The organism is Streptomyces sp. HNM0645 (genome assembly GCF_030056615.1).
GTDB lineage: Bacteria > Actinomycetota > Actinomycetes > Streptomycetales > Streptomycetaceae > Streptomyces > Streptomyces marianii.
In genome coordinates this window covers 170275-192895 of record NZ_JASHLT010000015.1, presented here as the reverse complement: position 1 = coordinate 192895, position 22621 = coordinate 170275, and the positions used below count along the sequence as shown (strand labels likewise).

The following is a 22621-nucleotide window of genomic DNA, read 5'->3' as shown; positions in this document are numbered from 1 at the left end:
GCCGGTGCTCGTGGCGGACCCGCCGGTCCATGGACTTCCCGGACGTCAGCCCATGAACTTCTTGAACTCGTCGGGGAGCTCGAAGTCCTGGGCGCCCTGGCCGCCCGCCGGCAGCCCGAACGGGCTCCCCTGGCCGGCCTGCTCGCGGCGGGCCTGGGCGGCCTGCTCCTCGGCCTTGCGCTTCATCGGGTTGCCGGAGCGCTGCTTGCCCTTGGCCTGCTTCTGCTTCTTCTTCTGACGGCCCGGTCCGCCGCCCATGCCGGGGATGCCGGGCATCCCGGGCATGCCGCCACCCTGGGCCATGCGCGACATCATCTTGCGGGCCTCGAAGAACCGCTCCACCAGGTTCTTCACGGCGCTGACGTCGACACCGGAACCCCGCGCGATACGGGCCCGGCGCGAGCCGTTGATGATCGTCGGGTCGGTCCGCTCGCCGGGCGTCATCGACTTGATGATCGCCGCCGTACGGTCGACGTCACGCTCGTCGATGTTGTTGATCTGGTCCTTGATCTGGCCCATGCCCGGGAGCATCCCGAGCAGCTTGGAGATGGAGCCCATCTTCCTGACCTGCTCCATCTGCGCCAGGAAGTCGTCGAGCGTGAACTCCTTGGGACCCTTCGCCAGCTTGGCCGCCATCTTCTCGGCCTCGGCCTGGCTGAAGGTCTGCTCGGCCTTCTCGATCAGCGAGAGCATGTCGCCCATGCCGAGGATGCGGGACGCCATGCGGTCCGGGTGGAACGCGTCGAACTCGTCCAGCTTCTCGCCGTTCGAGGCGAACATGATCTGCTTGCCGGTGACGTGTGCGATGGAGAGCGCGGCGCCGCCGCGGGCGTCGCCGTCCAGCTTGGACAGCACCACGCCATCGAAGCCGACGCCGTCGCGGAAGGCCTCCGCGGTGTTGACCGCGTCCTGACCGATCATCGCGTCGACGACGAAGAGGACCTCGTCGGGGCCGACCGCGTCCCGGATGTCCGCGGCCTGCTGCATCATCTCCTGGTCGATGCCGAGCCGGCCGGCGGTGTCGACGATGACGATGTCGTGGACCTTCGACTTCGCGTACTCGATCGACTCCTTGGCCACCTGGACCGGGTCGCCCACACCGTTGCCCGGCTGGGGCGCGAAGACCCCGACGCCGGCGCGCTCGGCGACGACGGCCAGCTGGTTCACGGCGTTGGGGCGCTGGAGGTCACAGGCGACGAGCAGCGGGGAGTGGCCCTGGCCCTTGAGCCAGAGACCGAGCTTTCCGGCCAGGGTGGTCTTACCGGCACCCTGGAGACCCGCCAGCATGATCACGGTGGGCGGCTGCTTGGCGAAGCGCAGCCGGCGGGTCTCGCCACCGAGGATGCCGATGAGCTCCTCGTTGACGATCTTGATGACCTGCTGGGCGGGGTTGAGCGCCTGGGACACCTCGGCGCCGAGGGCGCGCTCCTTGACCTGCTTGATGAAGGCGCGCACGACGGGCAGCGCCACATCGGCCTCGAGCAGCGCGATGCGGATCTCACGTGCCGTGGCGTCGATGTCGGCCTCGGACAGGCGGCCCTTGCCCCGGAGGTTCTTGAATGTCGCTGCAAGGCGGTCGGAGAGGGTGTCGAACACGGTGGTCGCGGATCCTCAGGTCTCGGGGGCGGGCGGACAGATGTCACCCAAGGGTATCCGGCCGCGTGGGATGGGGTCTGCCCCCTGCGCACGCGGCCGGACGGATCCCTCGCCCGGGTCCGGGGCGTTCACGCGGTCCGCAGCGCGGCCTCCAGCGTCCGCGCCACGTCCACGGCCTCCTCGGGCGGCAGCGGGGCTCCCCCGGGACCTGTGACGTAGAACGCGTCCACGGCGTTCGCGCCGAGGGTCGAGACCCGGGCGCTGCGCACGCTGACCGCCGCCGACTCCAGGGCGTGGCCGATCCGGTGCAGCAGCCCCGGGGCGTCCTGGGCGCGCACCTCGATGACCGTGGCCAGCCGGGAGGCCGCCGGGGCGACGGTGACCCTCGGCGGCGGGGCCTTCACCCCGCGCCGGCGCGGATACGCCGCGTCCCGCTCGGCGAGCCGGGCGGCCACGTCCAGGGATCCGTCGAGGGCCCGTACGAGATCGGAACGCAGCCGGGCGGCCTGCGGGAGCGATCCGTAGGCCGCGGCGACCCGCCAGTTCAGCACCAGGACGGTCCCGGAGCCCACCTCGTGGGGGAGCTCGACGGCGCGAAGGTCCGCTGCGCGGACGGTGAGCCGGTGCAGGGCGAGCACGCCGGCGACGGCGGGCAGCACCGCGGGCTGGTCGGGCACTGCGATGAGGAGCTCCACACCGACGGGCTCGGGCTCGCCGTCCGGCTGCCGGGTCTCGGCCTGGGCGGCGTGCAGGGCCAGGACCGGTCCGCCGGTGCGCAGCGCCTCGACGGCGAGCCGCTCCTGCTCGGTGCTCGGAGCAACCGGCTCCGGTTCCTCGGGGCTCTCCCCCGCGAGTACGCCCGCGACCCGTTTGACCAGGTCGGCGACGAGTGATCCCCGCCAGGCCGACCAGGCCGCCGGCCCGGTCGCGAGGGCGTCGGCCTCGGTGAGGGCGTGCAGCAGCTCCAGTGTGCCGGGCGAGCCGACGACGTCCGCGACCGCCCGCACGGTCGCCGGGTCCTCCAGATCGCGGCGGGTGGCGGTCTCGATGAGCAGCAGATGGTGGCGCACCAGGGTGGCGATCACGGCCACGTCCTGCTTGTCGAAGCCGATGCGGGTGGCGACGTCGCGCGCGATGGTCTCGCCGGCCACCGAGTGGTCGCCGGGCCAGCCCTTGCCGATGTCGTGGAGCAGGGCCGCGACGAGGAGCAGGTCGGGGCGGCCGACGCGGCGGGTGAGCGCGGAGGCGCGGACGGCGGCCTCGACGAGGTGGCGGTCGACGGTCCAGGTGTGGACGGGGTTGCGCTGGGGCCTGCAGCGGACCCGCTCCCAGTCGGGCAGCAGCCGGGTGATCAGGCCCTCGGCCTCCAGCGCCTCCCACACGGCGACGGTCGGTTCGCCCGCACCGAGCAGGGTGACGAGTTCCTCCCGTGCCTCGGCGGGCCAGGGCACGGGGAGCGGCTTGGTGGCGGCGGCCAGGTGCCGTACGGCGTGGAGGGAGAGCGGCACACCGGACTGGGCCGCTGCCGCCGCCGCGCGCAGGGGCAGCACCGGGTCCCGCTCCGGCCTGGCGGAGCGGGCGATGACGGCCTCGCCGTCCATCTCGACGACGCCCTCGGCCAGAGGGGTGCGCTCGGTCTCGGGGCGGCGACCGCCCCAGATGCTCCGCAGCCGGGGGCGCGCGGACCGGGCCTTGAGCACCCGGTGGACCTCGCGCCAGGTGACGTCGGCGGCGTAGGAGACGGTCCGCGCGGCCTCGTACACCTGGCGCAGCAACGCGTCGGCGTCCAGCAGCCCGAGCGCCTCCGCCACCTGCTCCTGCTCCTGGAGGGCGAGCCGGTCGGTGGCCCGTCCGGTGGTGAGATGGAGTGCGTCGCGGGTGTCGAGGAGGGTACGGCGGGCCTCGGCCAGGCCCTCGCGAGGGGCGTCGGCCAGCCAGGACGCGGCGACGGCGCGGAGGGCGGTGGCGTCGCGCAGTCCGCCCCTGGCCTCCTTGAGGTCGGGCTCCAGCAGGAACTGCAGCTCGCCCTGGCGTTCGGCGCGTTCGCGGCAGAGCTCGCCGAGTTCGGGAAGGCGCCTCGGCGCCTGGTTGCGCCAGTCGGCGAGGACGGCCGTGCGCAGCCCGGCGACCATCCCCAGGTCGCCGGCGACGGCGCGGGCGTCGAGCAGCCCCAGCTGCACCTTGATGTCCTCGCCCGCGGTGCGGCGGGCCTCGGCCGGGGTCCGGACCGAGTGGTCGAGCGCCAGCCCGAGATCCCACACCGGATACCAGATCCGGTCGGCGAGCGAGGCGAGCGCGCCCGGTTCGGCGCCGCCGTCGTGCAGCAGGAGGAGGTCGAGGTCGCTCCGCGGCGAGAGCTCGCCGCGCCCGTAGCCGCCGACGGCGACGAGGGCGGCCCCGCGCACCCCGGTGTCTTCCTTGGCGGCGGCGAACAGCGCCGCGAGCCAGTCGTCGGTGAGCCGGGCCAGCGCGGCACGGCGCGACGGCCCGGGCCGCGTCTTCTCCTGGAGAAGACGCAGCCGGGCCGCCGCATAGCCGCTGGGTCCCGAGCCCTCGGTTTCCGTGGTCAGATCGATGCTCGTCACCCAGAACTCCCGTCTACAGCGCGTCCGGGCCGCGTTCGCCGGTCCGGACGCGGACCGCGGTGTCGACCGGTACGCTCCACACCTTGCCGTCACCGATCTTCCCGGTGCGGGCGGCCTTCACGACCACGTCGATGAGCTGCTCGGCGTCGTCGTCCTCGGCCAGGACCTCGATCCGGATCTTGGGGACGAGGTCGACCGTGTACTCGGCACCCCGGTAGACCTCGGTGTGGCCGCGCTGCCGTCCGTAGCCGCTCGCCTCGGTGACCGTGAGCCCCTGGACACCGAAGGCCTGCAGGGCCTCCTTGATCTCGTCCAGCCGGTGCGGCTTCACGACTGCGGTGATGAGCTTCATGCGTCCACCTTCTTGTTCTGCGGTCCGGCCGCCACGGTCTCGGCGGGGGCGGGGGCGGTCTTGCGGGAGCCGGCGCCACCGCCCGCCCCGCTGAAGTCGTACGCGGTCTCGGCGTGCTCGACCTGGTCGATGCCCGAGATCTCGTCGTCCTCGCTGACCCTCATGCCGATCGTCTTGTCGAGGACGAAGGCGAGGACCGCGGAGACGATCAGAGAGTAGGCCAGGACCGCGAAGACACCGACGGCCTGCTTGCCGAGCTGCTCGAACCCGCCGCCGTAGAAGAGGCCCTTGGCGTCGGACTGGACGCCGCCGGTGGCGAAGAAGCCGACGAGCAGCGAGCCGACGACACCGCCGACGAGGTGGACGCCGACGACGTCCAGGGAGTCGTCGTAGCCGAACTTGTACTTCAGGCCGACGGCCATGGCGCAGAGCAGACCGGCGACGGCACCGATGGCGATGGCTCCGAGCGGGGAGCAGGAGCCGCCGGAGGGGGTGATGGCGACGAGGCCCGCGACCGCGCCGGAGGCGGCACCGAGGGTGGTGAAGGAGCCGTGGCGGATCTTCTCGTAGCCGAGCCAGGCGAGCATCGCGGCGGCCGTGGCGACCTGGGTGTTGACGAACATGACCGCGCCCACGCCGTCGTCGTTGCCGAGCCACGAGCCGGCGTTGAAGCCGAACCAGCCGAACCACAGCAGGGCGGCGCCCAGCATGACCAGGGGCAGGCTGTGCGGCCGCATCGGGTCCTTCTTGAAGCCGACGCGCTTGCCGATGACGAGGATCACGCCGAGGGCCGCGGCGCCGGCGTTGATGTGGACCGCGGTACCGCCGGCGAAGTCGATGACGCCCAGCTCGAACAACCAGCCGCCGGCGCCCCAGACCCAGTGCGCGACCGGGAAGTAGACGACGGTGGCCCACAGGGCGATGAACAGGGCCCAGGCGGTGAACTTGACCCGGTCGGCGAGGGCGCCGCTGATCAGGGCGGGCGTGATGATCGCGAACATCAGCTGGAAGACGGCGAAGACGTACACCGGGATGGTGTAGCCGTCCCAGAGCTGGTTGACCCCGATGCCGCTCAGGCCGACGAAGTCGGAGGACCAGCCGATGAAGGAGCCGGAGTCGGTGCCGAAGGCGAGACTGAAGCCGTAGAGCACCCACAGGATGGTGACGATGCCGAGGCTGATGAAGCTCATCATCAGCATGTTCAGCGTGCTCTTGACGCGGACCATGCCTCCGTAGAAGAAGGCCAGGCCGGGCGTCATCAGCATCACCAGTGCGGAGCAGATGAGCATGAAACCGGTGTTGGCGGCAGACAGCTCGGGGGCGTCTGCGGCAAGTGTGATGCCTGGGGGCATCGGCGTCTCCTCGTCGTCGTGCGGCCTGTGCGGGGCGGGAGCCCGGGCCTCCGGCGGCCGGTCCGGCTGGATCCGGTACGGCTGCCTGTGGAGTCGGCCCGTTATGGGGCATGAGGTTGGCGCGCCGCGGTTTCCGCCGATGCCGCACGATGTTTCACCGCAGTGACGAAGAGGTCGGGCGTGTTACACGCCCATGAACTGAAGGGTCACGGGAACGTCACGGGCGTACCCTCCCCGAACGGCAGGACCGGCGCGACGGCCACCCGGTTGACCTGGCGTGGGGAGCCGTGTCGGGCAGTAGGGGCGGCCGTCGCGCCGGAGTTCTGTGACGTGCTGCTCAGACCGCTTCGGCGGTCTCCGGCAGCTGTGCGGTGATGAGGTCCGTGAGGTGGGCGACCTCGGGGACGTCGCCGAAGTCCCTGGCCGCCGTGTCGACGGTCTTGCGCAGCCGGGTGTTGACCCGCTCCGAGCGCACCCTCCTGGCGATGTGCAGTGCCTGCTCGGCGAGTCTGGTGGACTGCTCGGGCTCCCGCTTCAGCAGGTGCACCGTCGCCATGCCGACGAGGTTGAGTGCATACGAGCGCTGGTGCTCGGCGTCGTCGCCGAAGAGCTCCACTGCGCGCTCCATGACGGGCTCGGCGAGCGAGGCGTACATGGGGCTGCGGCCCGCGACGTAGGCGAGGTCCCGGTAAGAGTGGGCGTTCTCGCCGTTGAGCTCGGCCTCGGAGAAGAAGCGGATCCAGTCCGGCTCGGGCTCGGGGGCCTCGATCGCGTCGGCGAAGGTGTCCTCGGCCATCCGGACGGCCCGCTTGGTCTTGCTGGGCTGGCCCATGTTGGCGTAGGCGCGGGCTTCCATCGCATACAGCATGGCCTGTGTGCGCGGGGTCGCGCAGTCACGGCTGCCGTACTGCGCGAGGTGGATCAGCTCCAGCGCGTCCTCGGGCCGGCCCAGGTGGATCATCTGGCGGCTCATTGAGGAGAGGATGTAGGAGCCGAGGGGCTTGTCCCCCGCCTCCTTGGCGGCGTGGAGGGCGAGCACGAAGTACTTCTGGGCGGTGGGCTGCAGCCCGACGTCGTAGCTCATCCAGCCGGCCAACTCGGCCAGCTCGGCAGCGCAGGTGAACAGCCTCCTGGAGGTGGCCGCGGGCTGCGGCTCCTGGAGCAGTTCCGTCACCTCGTGCAACTGGCCGACGACGGCCTTGCGGCGCAGCCCGCCGCCGCACTGGGCATCCCACTGGCGGAACATCGCGGTCGTGGACTCGAGGAGGTCCAGCTCCGGCTTGGAGAGCCGGGCGGGACGCCGGACGCCCGCGGAGTCCGCCGGCCCGGGGCCGGAGGGCGGGGTGGGCACCAGCCAGCGCTGCATCGGCTCGACGAGGGCAGGCCCGGCGGAGAGCGCGAGTGACGTCCCCAGGAATCCGCGGCGGGCCAGCATCAGGTCGCTGCGGGAGAACTCGCCGAGGAGCGCGACGGTCTGCGGGCCGGCCCAGGGGAGGTCGACACCGGACACCGAGGGTGACTGGTGCGCGGTGCGGAGACCCAGGTCCTCGATGGCGACGACGGTGCCGAACCGCTCCGAGAACAGTTCGCTGAGGATGCGCGGGATGGGCTCGCGCGGCTGCTCGCCGTCGAGCCACCTGCGGACGCGTGAGGTGTCGGTGCTGATGTGGTGCGCACCGATCTGCCGGGCCCGGCGGTTGACCTGGCGGGCGAGCTCGCCCTTCGACCAGCCGCTGCGCACGAACCACGAGCCCAGCTGCTCGTTCGGGCGCTTCCCGCCACCCGTGCCGTCCGCGCCGCCGCCCACAGGTAACGCCCCCATCCGCATGATGTCCTTGCCTGTCGTGCCGAGTGGTCCCGCCGGAATGCCCTGCCCGGCGGAGCGGTGTCCGAACCCCTAGCAGAATGCCGTGATTCACGGCTCTGCGTCCGGCGGTCGCCCCCCTTCGAACAGGAAATCGACTTGCCTCCGGCATACCCGCGGAAGCACCGCACCCCCGGGGTCGTGCACCGAAAGTAATCCTACGATCACCGGTCCCGCCATGGCGATTCCAGAAACGCCACCATTCGCCACCCCTTCGAATGAACTCGCCTGCGGCCAGGCGCGATTCACTTGACACACGACAGTCAGGAACGGGCGGAGCGTTGCGCGCCGGGGCGCGTGGGGCCGGACGCGCCCCCCCGAGCGACACTTCGCACCGGCGCGCCGAGGCGACGGCAACGCAGTGTCACCGCGAGACTCCTGGTCGTAACCACCGGCGAGTTCGACCCGTTGGAGGGGGCATGGGCTTTACGATCGGCGGCTCCCGGGTCCGGGAGATCCGGCCCGGCTCACGGCGCCGCGGCCGCGCGACGGAATGCACGGCTGCAGCCGAGTGCACAGGACTGTGGGGCTGGGACGTGGCCCCGGGCGCACGGGCAGCGGCGGGCCGCTGCTCCTGTGGGGATCCCGGCTGCCCGGCCCCGGGGGCACACCCCCTGGACTTCGTGCCCGAGGTGCCGGCCGGTGCGACCCTCGACGAGGTGGCGAAGGCGTGGGCGGAGGTGCCCGGCGCCTCGGTCCTGCTCCCCGTGGGGCGCACGTTCGACGTCCTGGAGGTCTCCGAGGCGGCCGGCCGCCGCGCCCTGGTGAGGCTCGAGCGGATGGGCGTGCCCCTGGGGCCCGTGTCCGCGACGCCGACGGGCCGCGCCCAGTTCTTCGTGGCCCCGGGCGCCGCCCCCGAACTACCCCATCTGCTGTACCGGATGGGCTGGGACGACGCGGGCCTGGACCTGCACTGCCTCGGCGCGGGCCACCATGTGACGGCCCCGCCCTCCGACCACGCCGGCCTCGGCCCGTCCCGCTGGCTCCGGCCGCCGACCCTCGGCTCCTCCGAGGCTCCGCCGCAGGCACGGCTGCTCCTGGGGACGCTCGCCTACATCTGCCACCGCTCGACGGCCCTCTGAGCACCGCGGGGCCCGGCCGCTCACGCCCGCCCCCGCGCGTTAGCCGCGCAGGCCCCCTCTTCTCCCCGCACCCGGCGCCGCTGCCCCCTGCGAAAAAGGCCGCACGGAACGCGTCCGCCGCGCCGCGGAGTACGCGGCGCGGCGGAGGGCCGGACGGAGGGATCCCGGGATCCGCTGGTGCCGCGTCGGGCAGGTTGCCCGTCGGGACGTGGCGAACGTGGCCCGATGCGGAACTATTCGCCGATCAGGGCGTCGACGAATGCCTCGGGTTCGAAGGGGGCCAGGTCGTCCGGGCCCTCACCGAGGCCGACCAGCTTGACCGGCACACCGAGCTCGCGCTGCACGGAGATGACGATGCCGCCCTTGGCCGTGCCGTCGAGTTTGGTGAGGACGATGCCGGTGATGTCGACGACCTCGGCGAAGACGCGGGCCTGGACCAGACCGTTCTGCCCCGTCGTGGCGTCGAGCACGAGCAGCACCTCGTCCAGCGGGCCGTGCTTCTCGACCACGCGCTTGACCTTGCCGAGCTCGTCCATGAGCCCGGTCTTGGTGTGCAGCCGGCCCGCCGTGTCGATGAGGACGACATCGGCGCCCTCGGCGATGCCCTCCTTGACCGCGTCGTAGGCGATGGAGGCCGGGTCCCCGCCCTCGGGCCCGCGCACGGTGCGGGCGCCGACGCGCTCGCCCCAGGTCTGCAGTTGGTCGGCGGCCGCGGCGCGGAACGTGTCCGCCGCACCCAGGACGACGCTGCGCCCGTCGGCGACGAGCACCCGGGCCAGCTTGCCCGTGGTCGTGGTCTTGCCGGTGCCGTTCACACCCACGACCATCACGACGCCGGGAGTGTCCAGTCCGCTCTCGGTCTGGACCGCGCGGTCCGCGTCCGTACCGATGAGCAGCAGCAGTTCCTCGCGCAGCAGCCCCCGGAGCTCGTCCGGGGTGCGGGTGCCGAGGACCTTCACCCGCTCGCGCAGGTGGTCGACCAGCTCCTGCGTGGCCCCGACGCCGACGTCGGCGGTGAGGAGGGTGTCCTCGATCTCCTCCCACGTCTCCTCGTCGAGGTGTTCGCGGGACAGCAGGGTGAGCAGCCCCTTGCCCAGGGTGTTCTGGGAGCGGGCCAGGCGGGCGCGCAGCCGTACGAGGCGACCGGCGGTCGGTTCCGGAATCTCGATCGCGGGAGCCTCGGGCTCGGCGACGACCGGATCCTCGACCGCGGGGGGCTCGGCGACGGCCTCCTCCGCGGTCGGGAGGTCGACCTCCTCGATGGTGCGGCGGGGTTCTTCCCGCGGCGTCTCCGCCTCCTCGCCGACGTGCGGCTCGGCTGGCGGAGCGGTGATGGTCGGCGTGCTCGACGGCGCCGAGGGCGGCAGCTGCTTCTTCCTGCGGCTGCTGACCACGAGCCCGCTGATCGCGCCGACCGCGACCAGGGCGATGACTACAGCAAGGATGACGATGTCCATAACGCCACCCAGTATCGGCCAAGGGCACCGGGTACCGGTCTCCTCGGAGGTTCGCACGAGCGAGAGCGTCCTTTTTTGGACCTTTTGCCGGAGACGTCACGACGTTCGTTCCGGCCCGACGACACCCCCTGCGGCCCGGTCGCGGTCGGCGCTCACCCCGGGGCCCGCACCCCCGAACCCCCCGTCATCCCGTCATCCCGTCACCCCGTCACCCCGTACGGAGCCTTCCTCATGCCGCACGCCTCCGAATCCGAAGGCGCGATGGAGACCCGTGGCCTCGAACCCGTCCCCGACAGCGAACGCACCGGCCATGTCCGCGAACTCTTCCCGACCTGGGTCGCCGCGAAGGGCTGGGCGGTGACCGTCGTCGTGGCGGGCGCGCTGTACGCGGTGCTCCGGCGCACGGCCGGTCCGGTGACCGCCGACGGGCGGGTCGGGGCCGCGGAGGAAGAGCCGGCGCGCACTGCCGTTTCCATCTGACGTAGCGTCAGCTAACGTCCCCCTTCGCCACTCCCACACCCCGGCGGAGGGGGACGTTCGTCATGGCCTTCACAGTCGTACGCTTCAACCTCGTCGATCCCGAGGCGACACCCGACTCCCTCATGGCGCGCTACCGCGCCGCCCTCGACCTGGCGGCGTACGCGGACGAGCACGGGGTCGACACGGTCCAGACCGAGGAGCACCACGGCGCCCCCGACAACTGGCTGTCCTCGCCTCTCACGTTCGCCGGGGCCGTGTTCGGCGCGACGCGCCGGATCGCGGTGACCGTCTCGGCGGTGATCGGCCCGCTGCACGATCCGCTGCGGCTGGCCGAGGACATCGCCGTGCTGGACCTGCTGAGCGGGGGGCGGCTGGTCACCGTGGTGGGCATCGGCTACCGGCCGGAGGAGTACGCCGCCCACGGTGTGGACTGGCACCGGCGCGGGGCCCTCCAGGACGAACTGCTGGAGACCCTGCTGGCGGCGTGGAGCGGCGAGGAGTTCACCCATCGCGGCCGCCGGGTGCGGGTCACCCCCCGGCCGTACACGCGGCCGCATCCGCTGCTGCTCGTGGGCGGCTCGTCGAAAGCGGCCGCCCGGCGTGCCGCCCGCTTCGGGCTGCCGTTCTTCCCGAGCGCCCATCTGCCCGGGCTGGAGGTGTACTACCACCGGATGCGCGAGGAGTACGGGTCCGAGGGGTTCTGCATGATGCCGGCGGCCGAGACGCCGCTGCTGCACGTCTCCGAGGACCCGGACCGGACGTGGGCCGAGTACGGCGGGCACTTCCTGCACGAGGCCCGGACGTACGCCTCGTGGCAGTCCTCCGGCATCCGCTCCGCGGTGCGGTCGTCGGCGACGACGGTGGACGGCCTGCGGGCGGAGGGCGTCTACCGGGTGCTGACCCCGGACGAGTGCGTGGGGCTAGGAGCCGAGAACCTGGTGCTCCACCCGCTCTGCGGCGGGATGCCTCCGGAGGAGGGTCGGCGGAGCGTCGAGCTGTTCTGCGAACGGGTACTGCCCCGGCTCAAGGACTGAGCCGGGGCAGTGCCATGGCCATGGGGCCGAGAGGAGAGGGGCAGCGGGGTCTTAGCCCATCTCCTCCAACGCCTTGCCCTTCGTCTCCGGCACCCATTTGAGGATGAACGGGATCGAGAGCACGGCGAAGACCGTGTAGATGACGTACGCGCCCGAGAGGTTCCAGTCCGAGAGGGTCGGGAACGTCACGGTGATCAGCCAGTTGGCGATCCACTGGGCCGAGGCGGCGACACCCAGCGCGGCGGCGCGGATCCTGCCGGGGAACATCTCGCCGAGCAGCACCCACACCACCACGCCCCACGACAGGGCGAAGAAGAGCACGAAGAAGTTGGCGGCGAAGAGGGCGACGGTGCCCTGCAGGGCGGGCAGCGAGACCTCGCCGCCGACCTCGCTCTTGTACGAGAACGCCCAGGCGGCCAGTCCCAGCGAGATCGCCATTCCGGCGGAGCCGATGAGCGCGAGCGGCTTCCGGCCGATCCGGTCGACGAAGATCATCGCGATCACCGTGCCGACGATGTTCACGATCGACGTCTCGAAGGAGTAGAAGAACGAGCTCTCGGGGTTGACGCCGACCGACTGCCACAACGAGGAGCTGTAGTAGAAGATCACGTTGATGCCGACGAGCTGCTGGAAGAGGGACAGGCCGATACCGATCCAGACGATCGGCAGGAAGAGGAACTTGCCGCCGAGCAGGTCCTTGAACGAGGGCTTGCGCTCGTGGCGCATGTTCTCCTCGATCTCTGCGACCCGCTTGTCCAGGTCCACGGCCTTGCCCTCGACGTCGCGGAGCACCCCGCGTGCCTGGCCGTGGCGGCCGACGGAGATCAGATACCGGGGCGACTCGGGGATCACGAGGGACAGCAGCCCGTAGAGCGCGGCCGGGACGACCATGATGCCGAGCATCCACTGCCATGCCTCGAGGCCGCCGATGCTGCCGCGCTGGTCGCCGCCCGCGAGGTTGAGGACGCCCAGGTTGACGAGCTGCGAAACGGCGATACCGGTGACGATGGCGGCCTGCTGGAAGGAGGCGAGCCGGCCGCGGTAGGCGGACGGGGACACCTCGGCGATGTACGCGGGGGCGATGACGGAGGCCATGCCGATGGCGACACCGCCGATGACGCGCCACAGCGCCAGATCCCAGAGGGCGAACGGCAGCGCGGAGCCGATCGCGCTGGCGGTGAACAGTACGGCGGCGATCTGCATGACCCGGATGCGGCCGATGCGGTCGGCGATCCGGCCCGCGGTTGCCGCACCGACCGCACAGCCGATGAGAGCGGCTGCGATGACCTGGGCGAGCACTTCGGGGCCCACGCCGAATCGGTCGCGGATGGCCACGACGGCTCCGTTGATCACCGCGCTGTCGTAGCCGAAGAGGAAGCCTCCCATCGCGGCCGACGCCGCGATGAAGATGACATGGCTGAGGTGCTCCGGCCTGGCCTTGCGGCCTTCGGGCGCCTGCGCCTGCGGTGTGCTGGTCACGTGTACTCCTGGGGCCACCCGGCGACGGCGCCGGGGGTGGGGGGGACGAGCCCTTCCAGTGGCGCACAACATAACGCCGCCCACCACTTGAAGGTAAAAGCAACGTTGCAGAGACTATGCGTTCAAGTTTCGAAGTCAAGAGTCGCCCCTGAGGTCACAGAACCCCCACGACTGGCACATTTATGTAAAAGTTTTGAAGATCGGAGAGCCGGTCAGTGTCGGCAAGAGGGTCGATCACCGGCAAGGGGGACGATGCCGGAGGCCACGTCTCCTCCCGGTGAGCGGCAGGGGCTCAGCGGAGCCGCTGGCTGATGACCTTCGACACGCCGTCACCCTGCATGGAGACGCCGTAGAGCGCGTCCGCGACCTCCATGGTCCGCTTCTGATGGGTGATCACGATCAGCTGAGAACTCTCCTGGAGCTCCTGCATGATGCGGATCAGGCGCTGCAGGTTGGTGTCGTCCAGCGCGGCCTCGACCTCGTCCATGACGTAGAAAGGGCTGGGCCGGGCCTTGAAGATGGACACGAGCATCGCCACGGCGGTCAGCGAGCGCTCGCCGCCGGAGAGCAGCGACAACCGCTTGACCTTCTTGCCCGGGGGCCGGGCCTCCACGTCCACGCCCGTGGTGAGCATGTTGTCGGGATCGGTCAGGATGAGCCGGCCCTCACCGCCCGGGAAGAGCCGCGAGAACACACCCTCGAACTCACGCGCCGTGTCCCGGTACGCCTCCGTGAACACCTGCTCGACGCGCTCGTCGACCTCCTTCACGACCTGGAGCAGGTCGGCACGGGTCTTCTTCAGGTCTTCGAGCTGTTCGGACAGGAACTTGTGCCGCTCCTCCAGGGCCGCGAACTCCTCCAGGGCGAGCGGATTCACCTTTCCGAGTTGCTGGTACGCCCGTTCGGCGGACTTGAGCCGCTTCTCCTGCTCGGCGCGGACGAAGGGCCGCGGCTGGTTGCGCGGGTGCCCGGGGTCCTCGGGGAGCTCCTCCCCCTCGGCAGGCGGCGACGGCGGCACGGGCTGGTCCGGACCGTACTCGGAGACCAGCCCGGCCGGTTCGACTCCCAGCTCCTCCAGCGCCCTGGTCTCCAGCTGCTCGATGCGCAGCCGTTTCTCGGCCCCGAGGACCTCGCCGCGGTGCACCGAATCGGTGAGCTTGTCGAGCTCGCTCTTGAGGTCCCGGCCCTTCGCGCGGGCGGCGGTGAGCTCACGCTCGCGCTCCGTCTTGGCCGCCTCGGCGGCGGCACGCTCCCGCTCGGCCCTGACGACGGACACCTCGACATGGGCCAGGAGCAGGCGGGCACCCCTCGCCACCGCCTCGGCGACGGCGGCCTCGTGGCGGAGCCTGGCCCGGCGCCGCTCGGCACGCGCCCTGGCCTCGCGCTCGGCACGTGCGCCGCGGTCGAGCGCGTCGGCCCGCCCGGCCAGCCCCTTCACCCGCTCCTCGTGCGTGCGCACCTGGAGCCGGGCCTCCATCTCGGTCTGCCGGGCATTGGCGCCGTCGGCGGCCAGGCGGTCGCGCGCCGACGTGTCCGGCTCCTCCTCGACAGGGGTCTCCTCCGCGACGGCCAGCCTCTCCGCCAGCTCCTCGGCCTCGTACAGCGCCTTCTCGAGCGCCTCCTGAGCCCGCTCGGCCGCCGCCGCCGTGCGCTCGGCCTCCCCCGCGGCACCGCGGGCCTGCCCGGCGAGCCGTCCCAGTTGCTGGGCGACGCCGGCCTTCTCCCGCTCGGCCGCCCGTCTCCGCTCGCCCAACTCCTCGACGAGGGATGCGCACGCCGTGCGCCGCTCGCCGGCCTCGCGCTGCCCCGCGGCGAGTTCGTCGCACCGTACGGCCAGTTCCTCCAGCTCGGCAGCGGCCTCGTCGACCGATGCCTGCACCTCCAGGAGACTGGGCGCGCCCGCGGAACCCCCGTGCGCGAAGTGGGCGCCGAGGACGTCGCCCTCGGCGGTGACGGCGACCAGTCCCGGATCCGCACGGACCAGGTCCTCGGCGTCCTCCAGGGTCCCGACGACCACCATGTCCCGTACGAGCCTCGCCACGGCGGGCATGAGCTCCTCCGGCCCGCGCACCAGGTCGAGGACCCGGGGCGGCCGCGTCCCCCCTTCACCGCCGGCGGCCGGGGAGGGGGCCGCCCCGGGATGCGTGTGTGCGGCCGCACCGGCCTCGACCGCGGGCGGCACGGGCGTGCGCGCGGCGCCCCCGGACGTCGAGACGCTCTCGGCGGACGGCCGGGTGGGGGCGGGGATCCCGGCCGTGGGCGGTCCCTCCGCGGGAGCGCCCGCCTGTCCCAGCACGGAAAGCAGCAGGGACGCACGGCCCGCGTCCTGCTTGCGGAGCAGCCGGATGGCCTCGGCCGCCGTGGAGGGATCCGTGACCGCGACGGCGTCGGCCGCCGCCCCGAGCGCCGCCGCGACCGGGAGTTCGTGACCGGGAGCGACCGTCAGCAGCTCGGCGGCGGGGCCCAGCAGACCGGAGAGCCGGTCCCGGGCGGACAGCAGTGCCCCGGTGCCGTCCTTGCGGCGCAGTCCCTGTGCGAGGGCCTCGTGGCGCGCGGCGACGGCGGCCCGCTTGCGTTCGGCGGCCGTCGCCGCTTCCCGGGCTGCGGACAGGGCCGCCTCCGCCTCGGACAGTTCACGCCTCGCCGCGTCGTGCCGGTCCGCGAGCGCGCTGTCGTCCGCCTCCAGCCCGTCGACCTCCGCCTTCAGCTGCTCGTACTCCTCCTGGGCCGCGGCTGCCCGCTCGCCCGCCTCGTCACGGGCGGCCGCCAGGCGGTCGATCTCCGCCTGGGCCGAAGCGGCGCGGGAACGGGCTGCGTTGACCTGCCCGTTCAACCGGGCGAGCCCTTCGCGGCGGTCGGCGATCGCCCTGGCGACGTCCTTCAGCCGGCGTTCCTCGACCGCCAGTTCGCGCTCCAGTTCGGCGCGGTGGGCGACCGTGTCCTCCAGCGCGCGCTGCGCCGCCTCCAGCGCGGCCTCCAGCTCCGCCTCCTGTTCGCGGATCCGCGCGGCCTCCCGCTCCATGTCCTCGGGGTCACGGCCGCGCCGTTCCTCCGCGGGCACCGAGGTGGCGCTCTTCACCCGGGCCTCGGCCAGTGACACCGTGCCGCGCACCCGCTCGGCCAGCTGCGAGAGTTCGTACCAGGTCTGCTGAGCCCGCTGCAGCCGCGGCGCCAGCCGGCGCACCTCGTCCTCCAGGTCGGCCTCCCGGGCCAGTGCCGCCTTGAGCTCCGCCTCCGTGCCCTCCTTGCGCTCCTTGAGCGCGGCCTCGTCGGCGACCTCGGTCCTGAGCGCCTCGCGCATGCGCACCAGGTCGTCGGCGAGGAGGCGGAGGCGCGCGTCGCGCAGGTCGGCCTGGATGACCGCGGCCCGCCGCGCCACGGCGGCCTGCCGCCCCAGCGGCTTGAGCTGCCGCCGCAGTTCGTCGGTGAGGTCCTGGACACGGGCGAGGTTGGCCTGCATCGCGTCGAGCTTCCGCAGCGCCTTCTCCTTGCGCTTGCGGTGCTTGAGGACACCCGCGGCCTCCTCGATGAACGCGCGGCGTCCCATCGGGTCGGCGTGCAGGACGGAGTCGAGCTGGCCCTGCCCGACGATGACGTGCATCTCCCGCCCGATACCCGAGTCGGAGAGCAGTTCCTGGATGTCCAGCAGCCGGCAGGTGTCCCCGTTGATCTGGTATTCGCTGCCGCCGTTGCGGAACATGATCCGCGTGATCGTGACTTCGGCGTATTCGATGGGCAGTGCGCCGTCGGAATTGTCGATCGTGAGCGAGACCTCAGCGCGGCCGAGCGGCGGCCGCCCGGTCGTCCCGGCGAAAATGACGTCCTCCATCTTCCCGCCGCGCAGGGATTTCGCCCCCTGTTCACCCATGACCCAGGACAGCGCGTCCACGACATTGGACTTGCCGGAGCCGTTCGGCCCTACGACGCACGTGATGCCGGGCTCGAAGCGCAGCGTCGTCGCCGAGGCGAAGGATTTGAACCCGCGGAGGGTCAGGGCCTTGAGGTGCACGCCGCCGGACTCTACCTCCCGGTGCCCGGAGATCGCCGCCGGCGCAGGGCTCCGGGCTCGCCACGACGTGAGCGCGCCGCGGTTTCATCCCTGAATATGCAGGGCACATCAGACGGTAAGCAGTGCACTACAGAGGGGGAAACAAAGAAAGAAGGGACGCCGAAGCGTCCCTTGCATACATACCTGCCGTGCGAGAGAGTTTCTCACCGGATCCCCACAGGATCTGGGATCAGGTGAGCGCCGGCTCGCCCTTGGGTACGTCGATGTCGATGCCTTCGAGCAACGAATCGCCACGGTGCTGTGCGGCGGCAGCGCTCAGCGCGTCGTTCTCGGACTGGATCCGTACGAGCTCGGACTCCAGATCCTGGACGCGCTGCTGAAGCCGTCGCATCTCGGCGAGGAGTCGCGGGTCGGAACCGCCGACGTAACCGAGAAGCGCCTTTGCCATGATGGATGGTCCTCCACACTGAGTGACCGACCGATGCGGTGTGGGTCGTGAGGGATTTCGCACCCGCGGTGCTCGGCAGCGCTTGTACTCACTGCGGTTCTTGCTGCCAAACAGCTAGGGTGCGCGGGGCTTCCAGCGTCTCACCAAAAAGTTTGACGGTCAACACGATCACGCCCCGTATCGGGGGCAAGCCGCGGGCTCGCGGCCGCGGCACGCGCGGCGGCGGCTCTCCTGCGGGCCCCGGGGGCTCGGAGATCATCGTTACTGGCGCAGCCTGGCACGGCGGGACCGTTATTGGCAACCACCAGCACGTTTCTTTCGAACACACATGCTGTGGGCAGTCAGATGAACACATCGTGTGCCCGTGCCGCGGTCTTCCGATCAGCGGATCGCGAATCCGTCGTACCCCCCGCGCGGATCGCCCCAGATTTCGGTGACACCGGCGACGGCGCCGGGCGTGTCGGACGACCGCAACCACTCCAGAAGACGGTGGCAATTCTCACGCGGACCTTCCGCCACGATCTGCACCCTGCCGTCGTCGAGATTGAGCGCGAAGCCGTGGAGCCCGCCGATCCCCAGAGCGTTTTCCCTGGTGAACCAGCGGAAGCCCACTCCCTGTACCCGGCCGCGTACCCATGCGGTCATCCGTGCGTGCTCATGCATGCGCGAAACCTACACGGACGCGTACCGGTCAATGCCACTCGGGTCACATCGCCCACTCCAGACATCGCGTACAGTCGCGACGCAACGGACTTCGCCCGTTCGGGCGAGTCCTTCCACTGATCCAGCTGAAGTCGAGACCGGAAGGGCGAGCGGATGGGACGCCACCGCCGGAAGAAGCGGGTTCCCGGGCCCGTACGCACCGGACTGCTCGGGATCGCCGCCGCGGCAGCGGTCGGCACCGTCGCCGTCGCGGCCGGGCTGGTACCGGGCGGCGACGTGTTCACCACGGGAAGCCAGAAGACCGCCGCGCAGCACGTGCGCGAGGCGGCCACCGGTGATCTCGAGGCCCAGGGTGGCTCCGCCGCGACCCCGTCGCAGCGCGCCTCGGCCGGGGCGGCGGCCCGCCCGTCGAAGGGCATGTCCTCGACGGCGGGGAAGACCCAGAAGGGCTCCCCGTCGGCGACCGCGGCCAAGCCGAAGCCGCCCGTGACGAAGAAGGCACCCCCGGCGAAGCCGTCGGCCGCGCCTGGGAGCGCCGAGGCTCCCGGCAACAAGGCCGCGGAGCGGAAGGCGGCCCCGGAGCGCCGGGCCGTCCCCGCCAAGCCGCGACCCGCGGCACCGTCCGGCGAGACCGCGGCGGAGGCCGAGGTGCTGGCCCTGGTCAACAAGGAGCGTGCCAAGGTGGGCTGCGCCCCGGTGCGGGCGGACGCCTCGCTGAACCGCCTCGCGGGCCGGTTCAGCTCCGACATGGCCGCGCGCGGCTTCTTCGACCACACCGACCCCGAGGGCGACGGACCCTGGGACCGTGCCGCCCAGGCCGGCGTCGGCGGACTGGGGGCCGAGAACATCGCCCGCGGCCAGGCCGACGCCCGAACCGTCATGAACGCCTGGATGAACAGCGACGGACACCGCGCGAACATCCTGAACTGCGAGTACCGGACGCTGGGCGTGGGGGTCTCCTTCGCCCAGGGCGGCCCCTGGTGGACCCAGGACTTCGGCTTCTGAGAAGGTCACAGCTACGCGACCCGCGTTCTTCCCCGGGCCGCCCCGAGGCCGTCATCGGCCACCGGGGCGGCCCGGACCGCGTCCACGGCGCCGCGGGTACGGGTCCGGCCCGACCGTGTGGAGTCCGTCCGCCGCTTTCTGAACCGGAGCGCTCCCTCCGAGTGAGCGCTTCCCGGCGTAAGGTGTCGCGCATGGACGACTCCATCGTCTTCGACGTGTTCGACCGGCGGTGCCCGTCGCGCGGCACCTTGGAGCATGTGACCGGGCGGTGGGGCAGCCTGACCCTGGGCGCGCTGTACGACAGCGGGTCCCGCTTCAACGAACTGCGGCGGCGCGTCGACGGCGTCAGCGAGAAGATGCTCTCGCAGACGCTGCACGCGCTGGAACGGGACGGGCTCGTCCACCGCGACGCGCAGCCCACCAATCCGCCGCGGGTCGACTACGAACTGACCCCGCTCGGACGGGAGGTCGCGGGGCAGCTGCTCGGCCTGATCCGGCTCGTGGAGGGGCGGATGCCCGAGGTGCTGGCCGCGCGCGGACGCTACGACGCGACGCGCGGCAGCGAGCGGGCCGGCCGCGGCGGGCGCTGACAGCGCGGGCAGTAGTAGCTGGAGCGGTTCATCCAGGGGCGGCGGCGCATCGCCGTACCGCAGCGGCGGCAGGGCTCGTCCTCGCGCCCGTACGCGTCGAGCGACCGGTCGAAGTACCCGGATTCGCCGTTCACGTTGACGTAGAGGCTGTCGAAACTGGTGCCGCCGACGGCGAGGGCGGCGTTCATCACGTCCCGTACGTGGCCGAGGAGTTCGGCGGAGCGGGGCCGGGTCAGAGCGGCCGTGGGCCGGTCGTAGTGGAGTCTGGCCCGCCACAGGGCCTCGTCGGCGTAGATGTTTCCGACACCGCTGATCAGGGACTGGTCGAGGAGGGCGCGCTTGATCGTCGTACGGCGCAGTCGGAGCGCCGCGTGGAAGGCCGCGTCGTCGAACTCGGGATCGAGGGGGTCCCGGGCGATGTGCGCGATCGCGTCCGGCAGACCGTCCGGGGTTGTGTCGTGGAGGGACAGTCCACCGAAGGTGCGCTGGTCGACGAAGCGGAGTTCGGTGCCGAGGCCGTCCTCGAAACGGATCCGGATCCGCAGGTGCTTCTCGTCCGCGGCCGCCTCCGGCTGCACGAGCAGCTGACCGCTCATGCCGAGGTGTCCGAGGACGGCGCTGCCGCTGCCTTCCAGCGGCAGCCAGAGGTACTTGCCGCGCCGCCGGGCGGCTCCGATCCGCTGCCCGCGGAGCCTCGCCGCGAAGTCGCCCCCGCCGCCGAGGTGCCGGCGCACGGCCCGCGGGTGCAGGACCTGGACGCCGCCCACGGTCCGCCCGGAGACCCACTGCTCGAGTCCCCGCCGCACGACTTCCACCTCGGGCAACTCGGGCACGTATCTCCTCCGGAGCTCGACCGACTCGACGCCCGCAGCGTACCTCCGCTTCGCGTCCCGACGAGGCGCGGGCCCTGGCGCCCCCTTCGGCCGGTCGTGGTGGGAGGAACGCCTGCGGGAAAGCGAGGACCCCGCCGCGCGGGCGCGGCGGGGTCCGGAAGCGAAGCTCAGGCGGTGGCGCGGGGTGAAGGGGTGTCGGCGACCCCTTCGGCCTCCGCGGCTTTGGCGGCCTTCGCCGCCTCCGCGCGTTCGTCAGCGGCGGCGCGGATCGCACGCCACGCGGACTCCGCCGCCTGCTGTTCCGCTTCCTTCTTGCTGCGGCCGGTGCCGGTGCCGTACGAGACACCACCGACGCGGGCGGCAGCAGTGAAGGTCTTCTCGTGGTCCGGACCCGTCTCGGAGACCAGGTACTCGGGCACTCCGAGCCCCTCGGCGGCCGTCAGCTCCTGGAGACTGGTCTTCCAGTCCAGGCCGGCACCGAGGTTGGAGGACTTCTCGATCAACGGATCGAAGAGCCGGTGCACCAGCTCGGACGCCGCGTCAAGGCCCTGGTCGAGATAGACCGCGCCGATCACCGCTTCCAGGGTGTCGGCGAGGATGGATGCCTTGTCCCGCCCGCCCGTGCCCTCTTCGCCCCGGCCGAGGCGGATGAAGGACCCGAGATCGAGGCCACGGCCGACCTCCGCCAGCGCACGCGAATTGACCACCGCGGCCCGCAGTTTGGCCAGCTGGCCCTCGGGCAGGTCGGGGTGGGTGCGGTACAGCGTGTCCGTGACCACCAGTCCGAGCACCGAGTCCCCGAGGAACTCCAGCCGCTCGTTGGTGGGCAGACCGCCGTTCTCGTACGCGTACGAGCGATGGGTCAGCGCGCGCACCAGAAGGGCGGACTCGAGCTGATACCCGAGCCGCCCTTCCAGAAGCGTGTGGGACGAGGCCGAACTGATGCTGTCAGACATCGCGCCTCTCACCAGCCGCTCAGACCTCGAGGACCTGGCGCTTGTTGTAGGTGCCGCAGCTCGGGCACGCGATGTGCTGCTGCTTCGGCTCCTGGCAGCGCTCACACGAAACCAGGGTGGGGACCGCAGCCTTCCACTGCGACCGGCGGTGGCGCGTGTTGCTGCGCGACATCTTCCGCTTCGGAACAGCCACGGCTACTTCTCCTGCTTCTCGTCGACGCGTGCTGATCGAGGCGCGTCGCCGCTCTTCTTGTCCTTCTCACCGGTTCCGAGTGAATCGGCGAGTCCCTGCAGTGCCGCCCAACGGATGTCGACGGCGTCGTGGTGGTGGTCCGGATCGGCGTTCAGGTCGGCCCCGCAGTCGGAGCACAGCCCTGCACAGTCCTCCCGGCACACCGGCTGCATCGGCAGTGCGAGCACCACCGCGTCACGCAGCACGGGCTCGAGGTCGAACAGTCCGTCCTCGAGGAAGATCACGTCCTCGTCCTCGGCGTCGTCGCCGGGCCCCGGCTCCTTGGCACGGCCCCGGTCGTCGGCGTCGGGGTACGAGAACATCTCCTGGAAGTCCGCCACGACCTCATGGCGCAGCGGCTCCAGACACCTTACGCACTCCCCCTCGGCCGCGGCACGGGCGGTGCCCGTGACGAGCACCCCTTCCATGACGGACTCGAGGCGGAGCTCCAGCTCCACGGGCGCGCCCTCGGGCACGCCGATGACCCCTTCGACGCCGAGGACCGCCGGCGCCGCGGGCGCCGGAACGGTACGGGAGAGCCGCTGGAGCGCACCGGGCCGCCGGCCAAGCTCGTGCGTGTCGAACACGAGGGGGTTGCGGTGGT

General features: G+C 71.7%; 19 protein-coding genes. 5 read left to right on the top strand and 14 right to left on the bottom strand.

Annotated features, from left to right (window positions below):
- Positions 1 to 45 precede the first annotated feature (45 nt).
- The 5 genes from ffh to nsdA all read right to left on the bottom strand — a co-directional run bounded on the left by ffh (position 46) and on the right by nsdA (position 7707).
- Positions 46 to 1596: a signal recognition particle protein gene (ffh, locus tag QMZ92_RS12980; RefSeq protein WP_283297519.1), complete on the bottom strand. Its 1551-nt coding sequence runs from the start codon at positions 1594 to 1596 to the stop codon at positions 46 to 48.
- Between the two features lie 128 nt (positions 1597 to 1724).
- A complete protein-coding gene (locus QMZ92_RS12975; protein WP_283297518.1) occupies positions 1725 to 4181 on the bottom strand; it encodes a [protein-PII] uridylyltransferase in 2457 nt (818 codons plus the stop codon).
- Positions 4182 to 4194: 13 nt separating this feature from the next.
- Entirely contained in the window at positions 4195 to 4533 is a 339-nt protein-coding gene (locus QMZ92_RS12970) for a P-II family nitrogen regulator (RefSeq protein WP_093653550.1), read from the bottom strand.
- Positions 4530 to 5885, bottom strand: a complete 1356-nt coding sequence (locus tag QMZ92_RS12965) for an ammonium transporter (RefSeq protein ID WP_283297517.1) — start codon at positions 5883 to 5885, stop codon at positions 4530 to 4532. Before QMZ92_RS12965 ends, QMZ92_RS12970 begins: the two co-directional genes overlap by 4 nt.
- Before the next feature lie 337 nt (positions 5886 to 6222).
- Positions 6223 to 7707, bottom strand: coding sequence for a transcriptional repressor NsdA (gene nsdA / locus QMZ92_RS12960; protein WP_283297516.1), 1485 nt, complete (start codon positions 7705 to 7707; stop codon positions 6223 to 6225).
- A gap of 461 nt (positions 7708 to 8168) precedes the next feature.
- On the opposite strand from nsdA, the gene QMZ92_RS12955 reads away from it, so the two are divergent.
- Positions 8169 to 8831: a bifunctional DNA primase/polymerase gene (locus QMZ92_RS12955; protein ID WP_283297515.1), complete on the top strand. Its 663-nt coding sequence runs from the start codon at positions 8169 to 8171 to the stop codon at positions 8829 to 8831.
- A gap of 233 nt (positions 8832 to 9064) precedes the next feature.
- Here QMZ92_RS12955 and ftsY read toward each other — a convergent pair whose 3' ends face one another.
- Positions 9065 to 10288 (bottom strand): signal recognition particle-docking protein FtsY, encoded by a 1224-nt coding sequence (gene ftsY, locus QMZ92_RS12950; RefSeq protein ID WP_283297514.1) that lies wholly within the window; start codon positions 10286 to 10288, stop codon positions 9065 to 9067.
- Between the two features lie 231 nt (positions 10289 to 10519).
- Between ftsY and QMZ92_RS12945 the strand changes: the two genes are divergently transcribed.
- Together QMZ92_RS12945 and QMZ92_RS12940 are read left to right on the top strand one after the other, a co-directional pair.
- On the top strand, positions 10520 to 10768 hold the full coding sequence (locus QMZ92_RS12945) for a hypothetical protein (RefSeq protein WP_283297605.1): 249 nt from the start codon (positions 10520 to 10522) through the stop codon (positions 10766 to 10768).
- Positions 10769 to 10830: 62 nt separating this feature from the next.
- Positions 10831 to 11802, top strand: coding sequence for an LLM class flavin-dependent oxidoreductase (locus QMZ92_RS12940; RefSeq protein ID WP_283297513.1), 972 nt, complete (start codon positions 10831 to 10833; stop codon positions 11800 to 11802).
- 51 nt (positions 11803 to 11853) lie between these two features.
- Here the strand turns inward: QMZ92_RS12940 and QMZ92_RS12935 are convergent, their stop codons facing one another.
- The 4 genes from QMZ92_RS12935 to QMZ92_RS12920 form a co-directional block, all read right to left on the bottom strand.
- Complete coding sequence (locus QMZ92_RS12935) at positions 11854 to 13281, bottom strand: sugar porter family MFS transporter (protein WP_283297512.1); 1428 nt, start codon at positions 13279 to 13281, stop codon at positions 11854 to 11856.
- A 292-nt stretch (positions 13282 to 13573) separates the two neighbouring features.
- Positions 13574 to 17290: an SMC hinge domain-related protein gene (locus QMZ92_RS12930; RefSeq protein WP_283297511.1), complete on the bottom strand. Its 3717-nt coding sequence runs from the start codon at positions 17288 to 17290 to the stop codon at positions 13574 to 13576.
- Between the two features lie 229 nt (positions 17291 to 17519).
- Positions 17520 to 17738, bottom strand: a complete 219-nt coding sequence (locus tag QMZ92_RS12925; RefSeq protein ID WP_138052936.1) for a hypothetical protein — start codon at positions 17736 to 17738, stop codon at positions 17520 to 17522.
- Between the two features lie 381 nt (positions 17739 to 18119).
- Positions 18120 to 18401, bottom strand: coding sequence for an acylphosphatase (locus QMZ92_RS12920; protein WP_283297510.1), 282 nt, complete (start codon positions 18399 to 18401; stop codon positions 18120 to 18122).
- 153 nt (positions 18402 to 18554) lie between these two features.
- Here QMZ92_RS12920 and QMZ92_RS12915 point away from each other — a divergent pair, with 153 nt between their 5' ends.
- Positions 18555 to 19406: a CAP domain-containing protein gene (locus QMZ92_RS12915; RefSeq protein ID WP_283297509.1), complete on the top strand. Its 852-nt coding sequence runs from the start codon at positions 18555 to 18557 to the stop codon at positions 19404 to 19406.
- Positions 19407 to 19597: 191 nt separating this feature from the next.
- Positions 19598 to 19996 (top strand): winged helix-turn-helix transcriptional regulator, encoded by a 399-nt coding sequence (locus QMZ92_RS12910; RefSeq protein ID WP_283297508.1) that lies wholly within the window; start codon positions 19598 to 19600, stop codon positions 19994 to 19996.
- Here the strand turns inward: QMZ92_RS12910 and mutM are convergent.
- The 4 genes from mutM to QMZ92_RS12890 all read right to left on the bottom strand — a co-directional run bounded on the left by mutM (position 19948) and on the right by QMZ92_RS12890 (position 22604).
- A complete protein-coding gene (mutM, locus tag QMZ92_RS12905; RefSeq protein ID WP_283297507.1) occupies positions 19948 to 20829 on the bottom strand; it encodes a bifunctional DNA-formamidopyrimidine glycosylase/DNA-(apurinic or apyrimidinic site) lyase in 882 nt (293 codons plus the stop codon). The two genes, QMZ92_RS12910 and mutM, sit on opposite strands and share 49 nt — an antisense overlap.
- A 167-nt stretch (positions 20830 to 20996) precedes the next feature.
- On the bottom strand, positions 20997 to 21785 hold the full coding sequence (rnc, locus tag QMZ92_RS12900) for a ribonuclease III (protein ID WP_283297506.1): 789 nt from the start codon (positions 21783 to 21785) through the stop codon (positions 20997 to 20999).
- A gap of 19 nt (positions 21786 to 21804) precedes the next feature.
- On the bottom strand, positions 21805 to 21978 hold the full coding sequence (rpmF, locus tag QMZ92_RS12895; protein ID WP_026165248.1) for a 50S ribosomal protein L32: 174 nt from the start codon (positions 21976 to 21978) through the stop codon (positions 21805 to 21807).
- Between the two features lie 2 nt (positions 21979 to 21980).
- The gene (locus QMZ92_RS12890; RefSeq protein WP_283297505.1) at positions 21981 to 22604 is read right to left on the bottom strand and encodes a YceD family protein; all 624 of its coding nucleotides are present in this window, start codon (positions 22602 to 22604) and stop codon (positions 21981 to 21983) included.
- Positions 22605 to 22621 lie beyond the last annotated feature (17 nt).

Bases quoted from the DNA above. Each gene is read 5' to 3' on its own strand.
- nsdA (WP_283297516.1), bottom strand. From the start codon at position 7,707: ATGGGGGCGTTACCTGTGGGCGGCGGCGCGGACGGCACGGGTGGCGGG.
- rnc (WP_283297506.1), bottom strand. From the start codon at position 21,785: ATGTCTGACAGCATCAGTTCGGCCTCGTCCCACACGCTTCTGGAAGGG.
- QMZ92_RS12965 (WP_283297517.1), bottom strand. From the start codon at position 5,885: ATGCCCCCAGGCATCACACTTGCCGCAGACGCCCCCGAGCTGTCTGCC.
- QMZ92_RS12945 (WP_283297605.1), top strand. From the start codon at position 10,520: ATGCCGCACGCCTCCGAATCCGAAGGCGCGATGGAGACCCGTGGCCTC.
- QMZ92_RS12970 (WP_093653550.1), bottom strand. From the start codon at position 4,533: ATGAAGCTCATCACCGCAGTCGTGAAGCCGCACCGGCTGGACGAGATC.
- QMZ92_RS12940 (WP_283297513.1), top strand. From the start codon at position 10,831: ATGGCCTTCACAGTCGTACGCTTCAACCTCGTCGATCCCGAGGCGACA.
- QMZ92_RS12915 (WP_283297509.1), top strand. From the start codon at position 18,555: ATGGGACGCCACCGCCGGAAGAAGCGGGTTCCCGGGCCCGTACGCACC.
- QMZ92_RS12925 (WP_138052936.1), bottom strand. From the start codon at position 17,738: ATGGCAAAGGCGCTTCTCGGTTACGTCGGCGGTTCCGACCCGCGACTC.
- QMZ92_RS12910 (WP_283297508.1), top strand. From the start codon at position 19,598: ATGGACGACTCCATCGTCTTCGACGTGTTCGACCGGCGGTGCCCGTCG.
- QMZ92_RS12920 (WP_283297510.1), bottom strand. From the start codon at position 18,401: ATGCATGAGCACGCACGGATGACCGCATGGGTACGCGGCCGGGTACAG.
- QMZ92_RS12955 (WP_283297515.1), top strand. From the start codon at position 8,169: ATGGGCTTTACGATCGGCGGCTCCCGGGTCCGGGAGATCCGGCCCGGC.
- ftsY (WP_283297514.1), bottom strand. From the start codon at position 10,288: ATGGACATCGTCATCCTTGCTGTAGTCATCGCCCTGGTCGCGGTCGGC.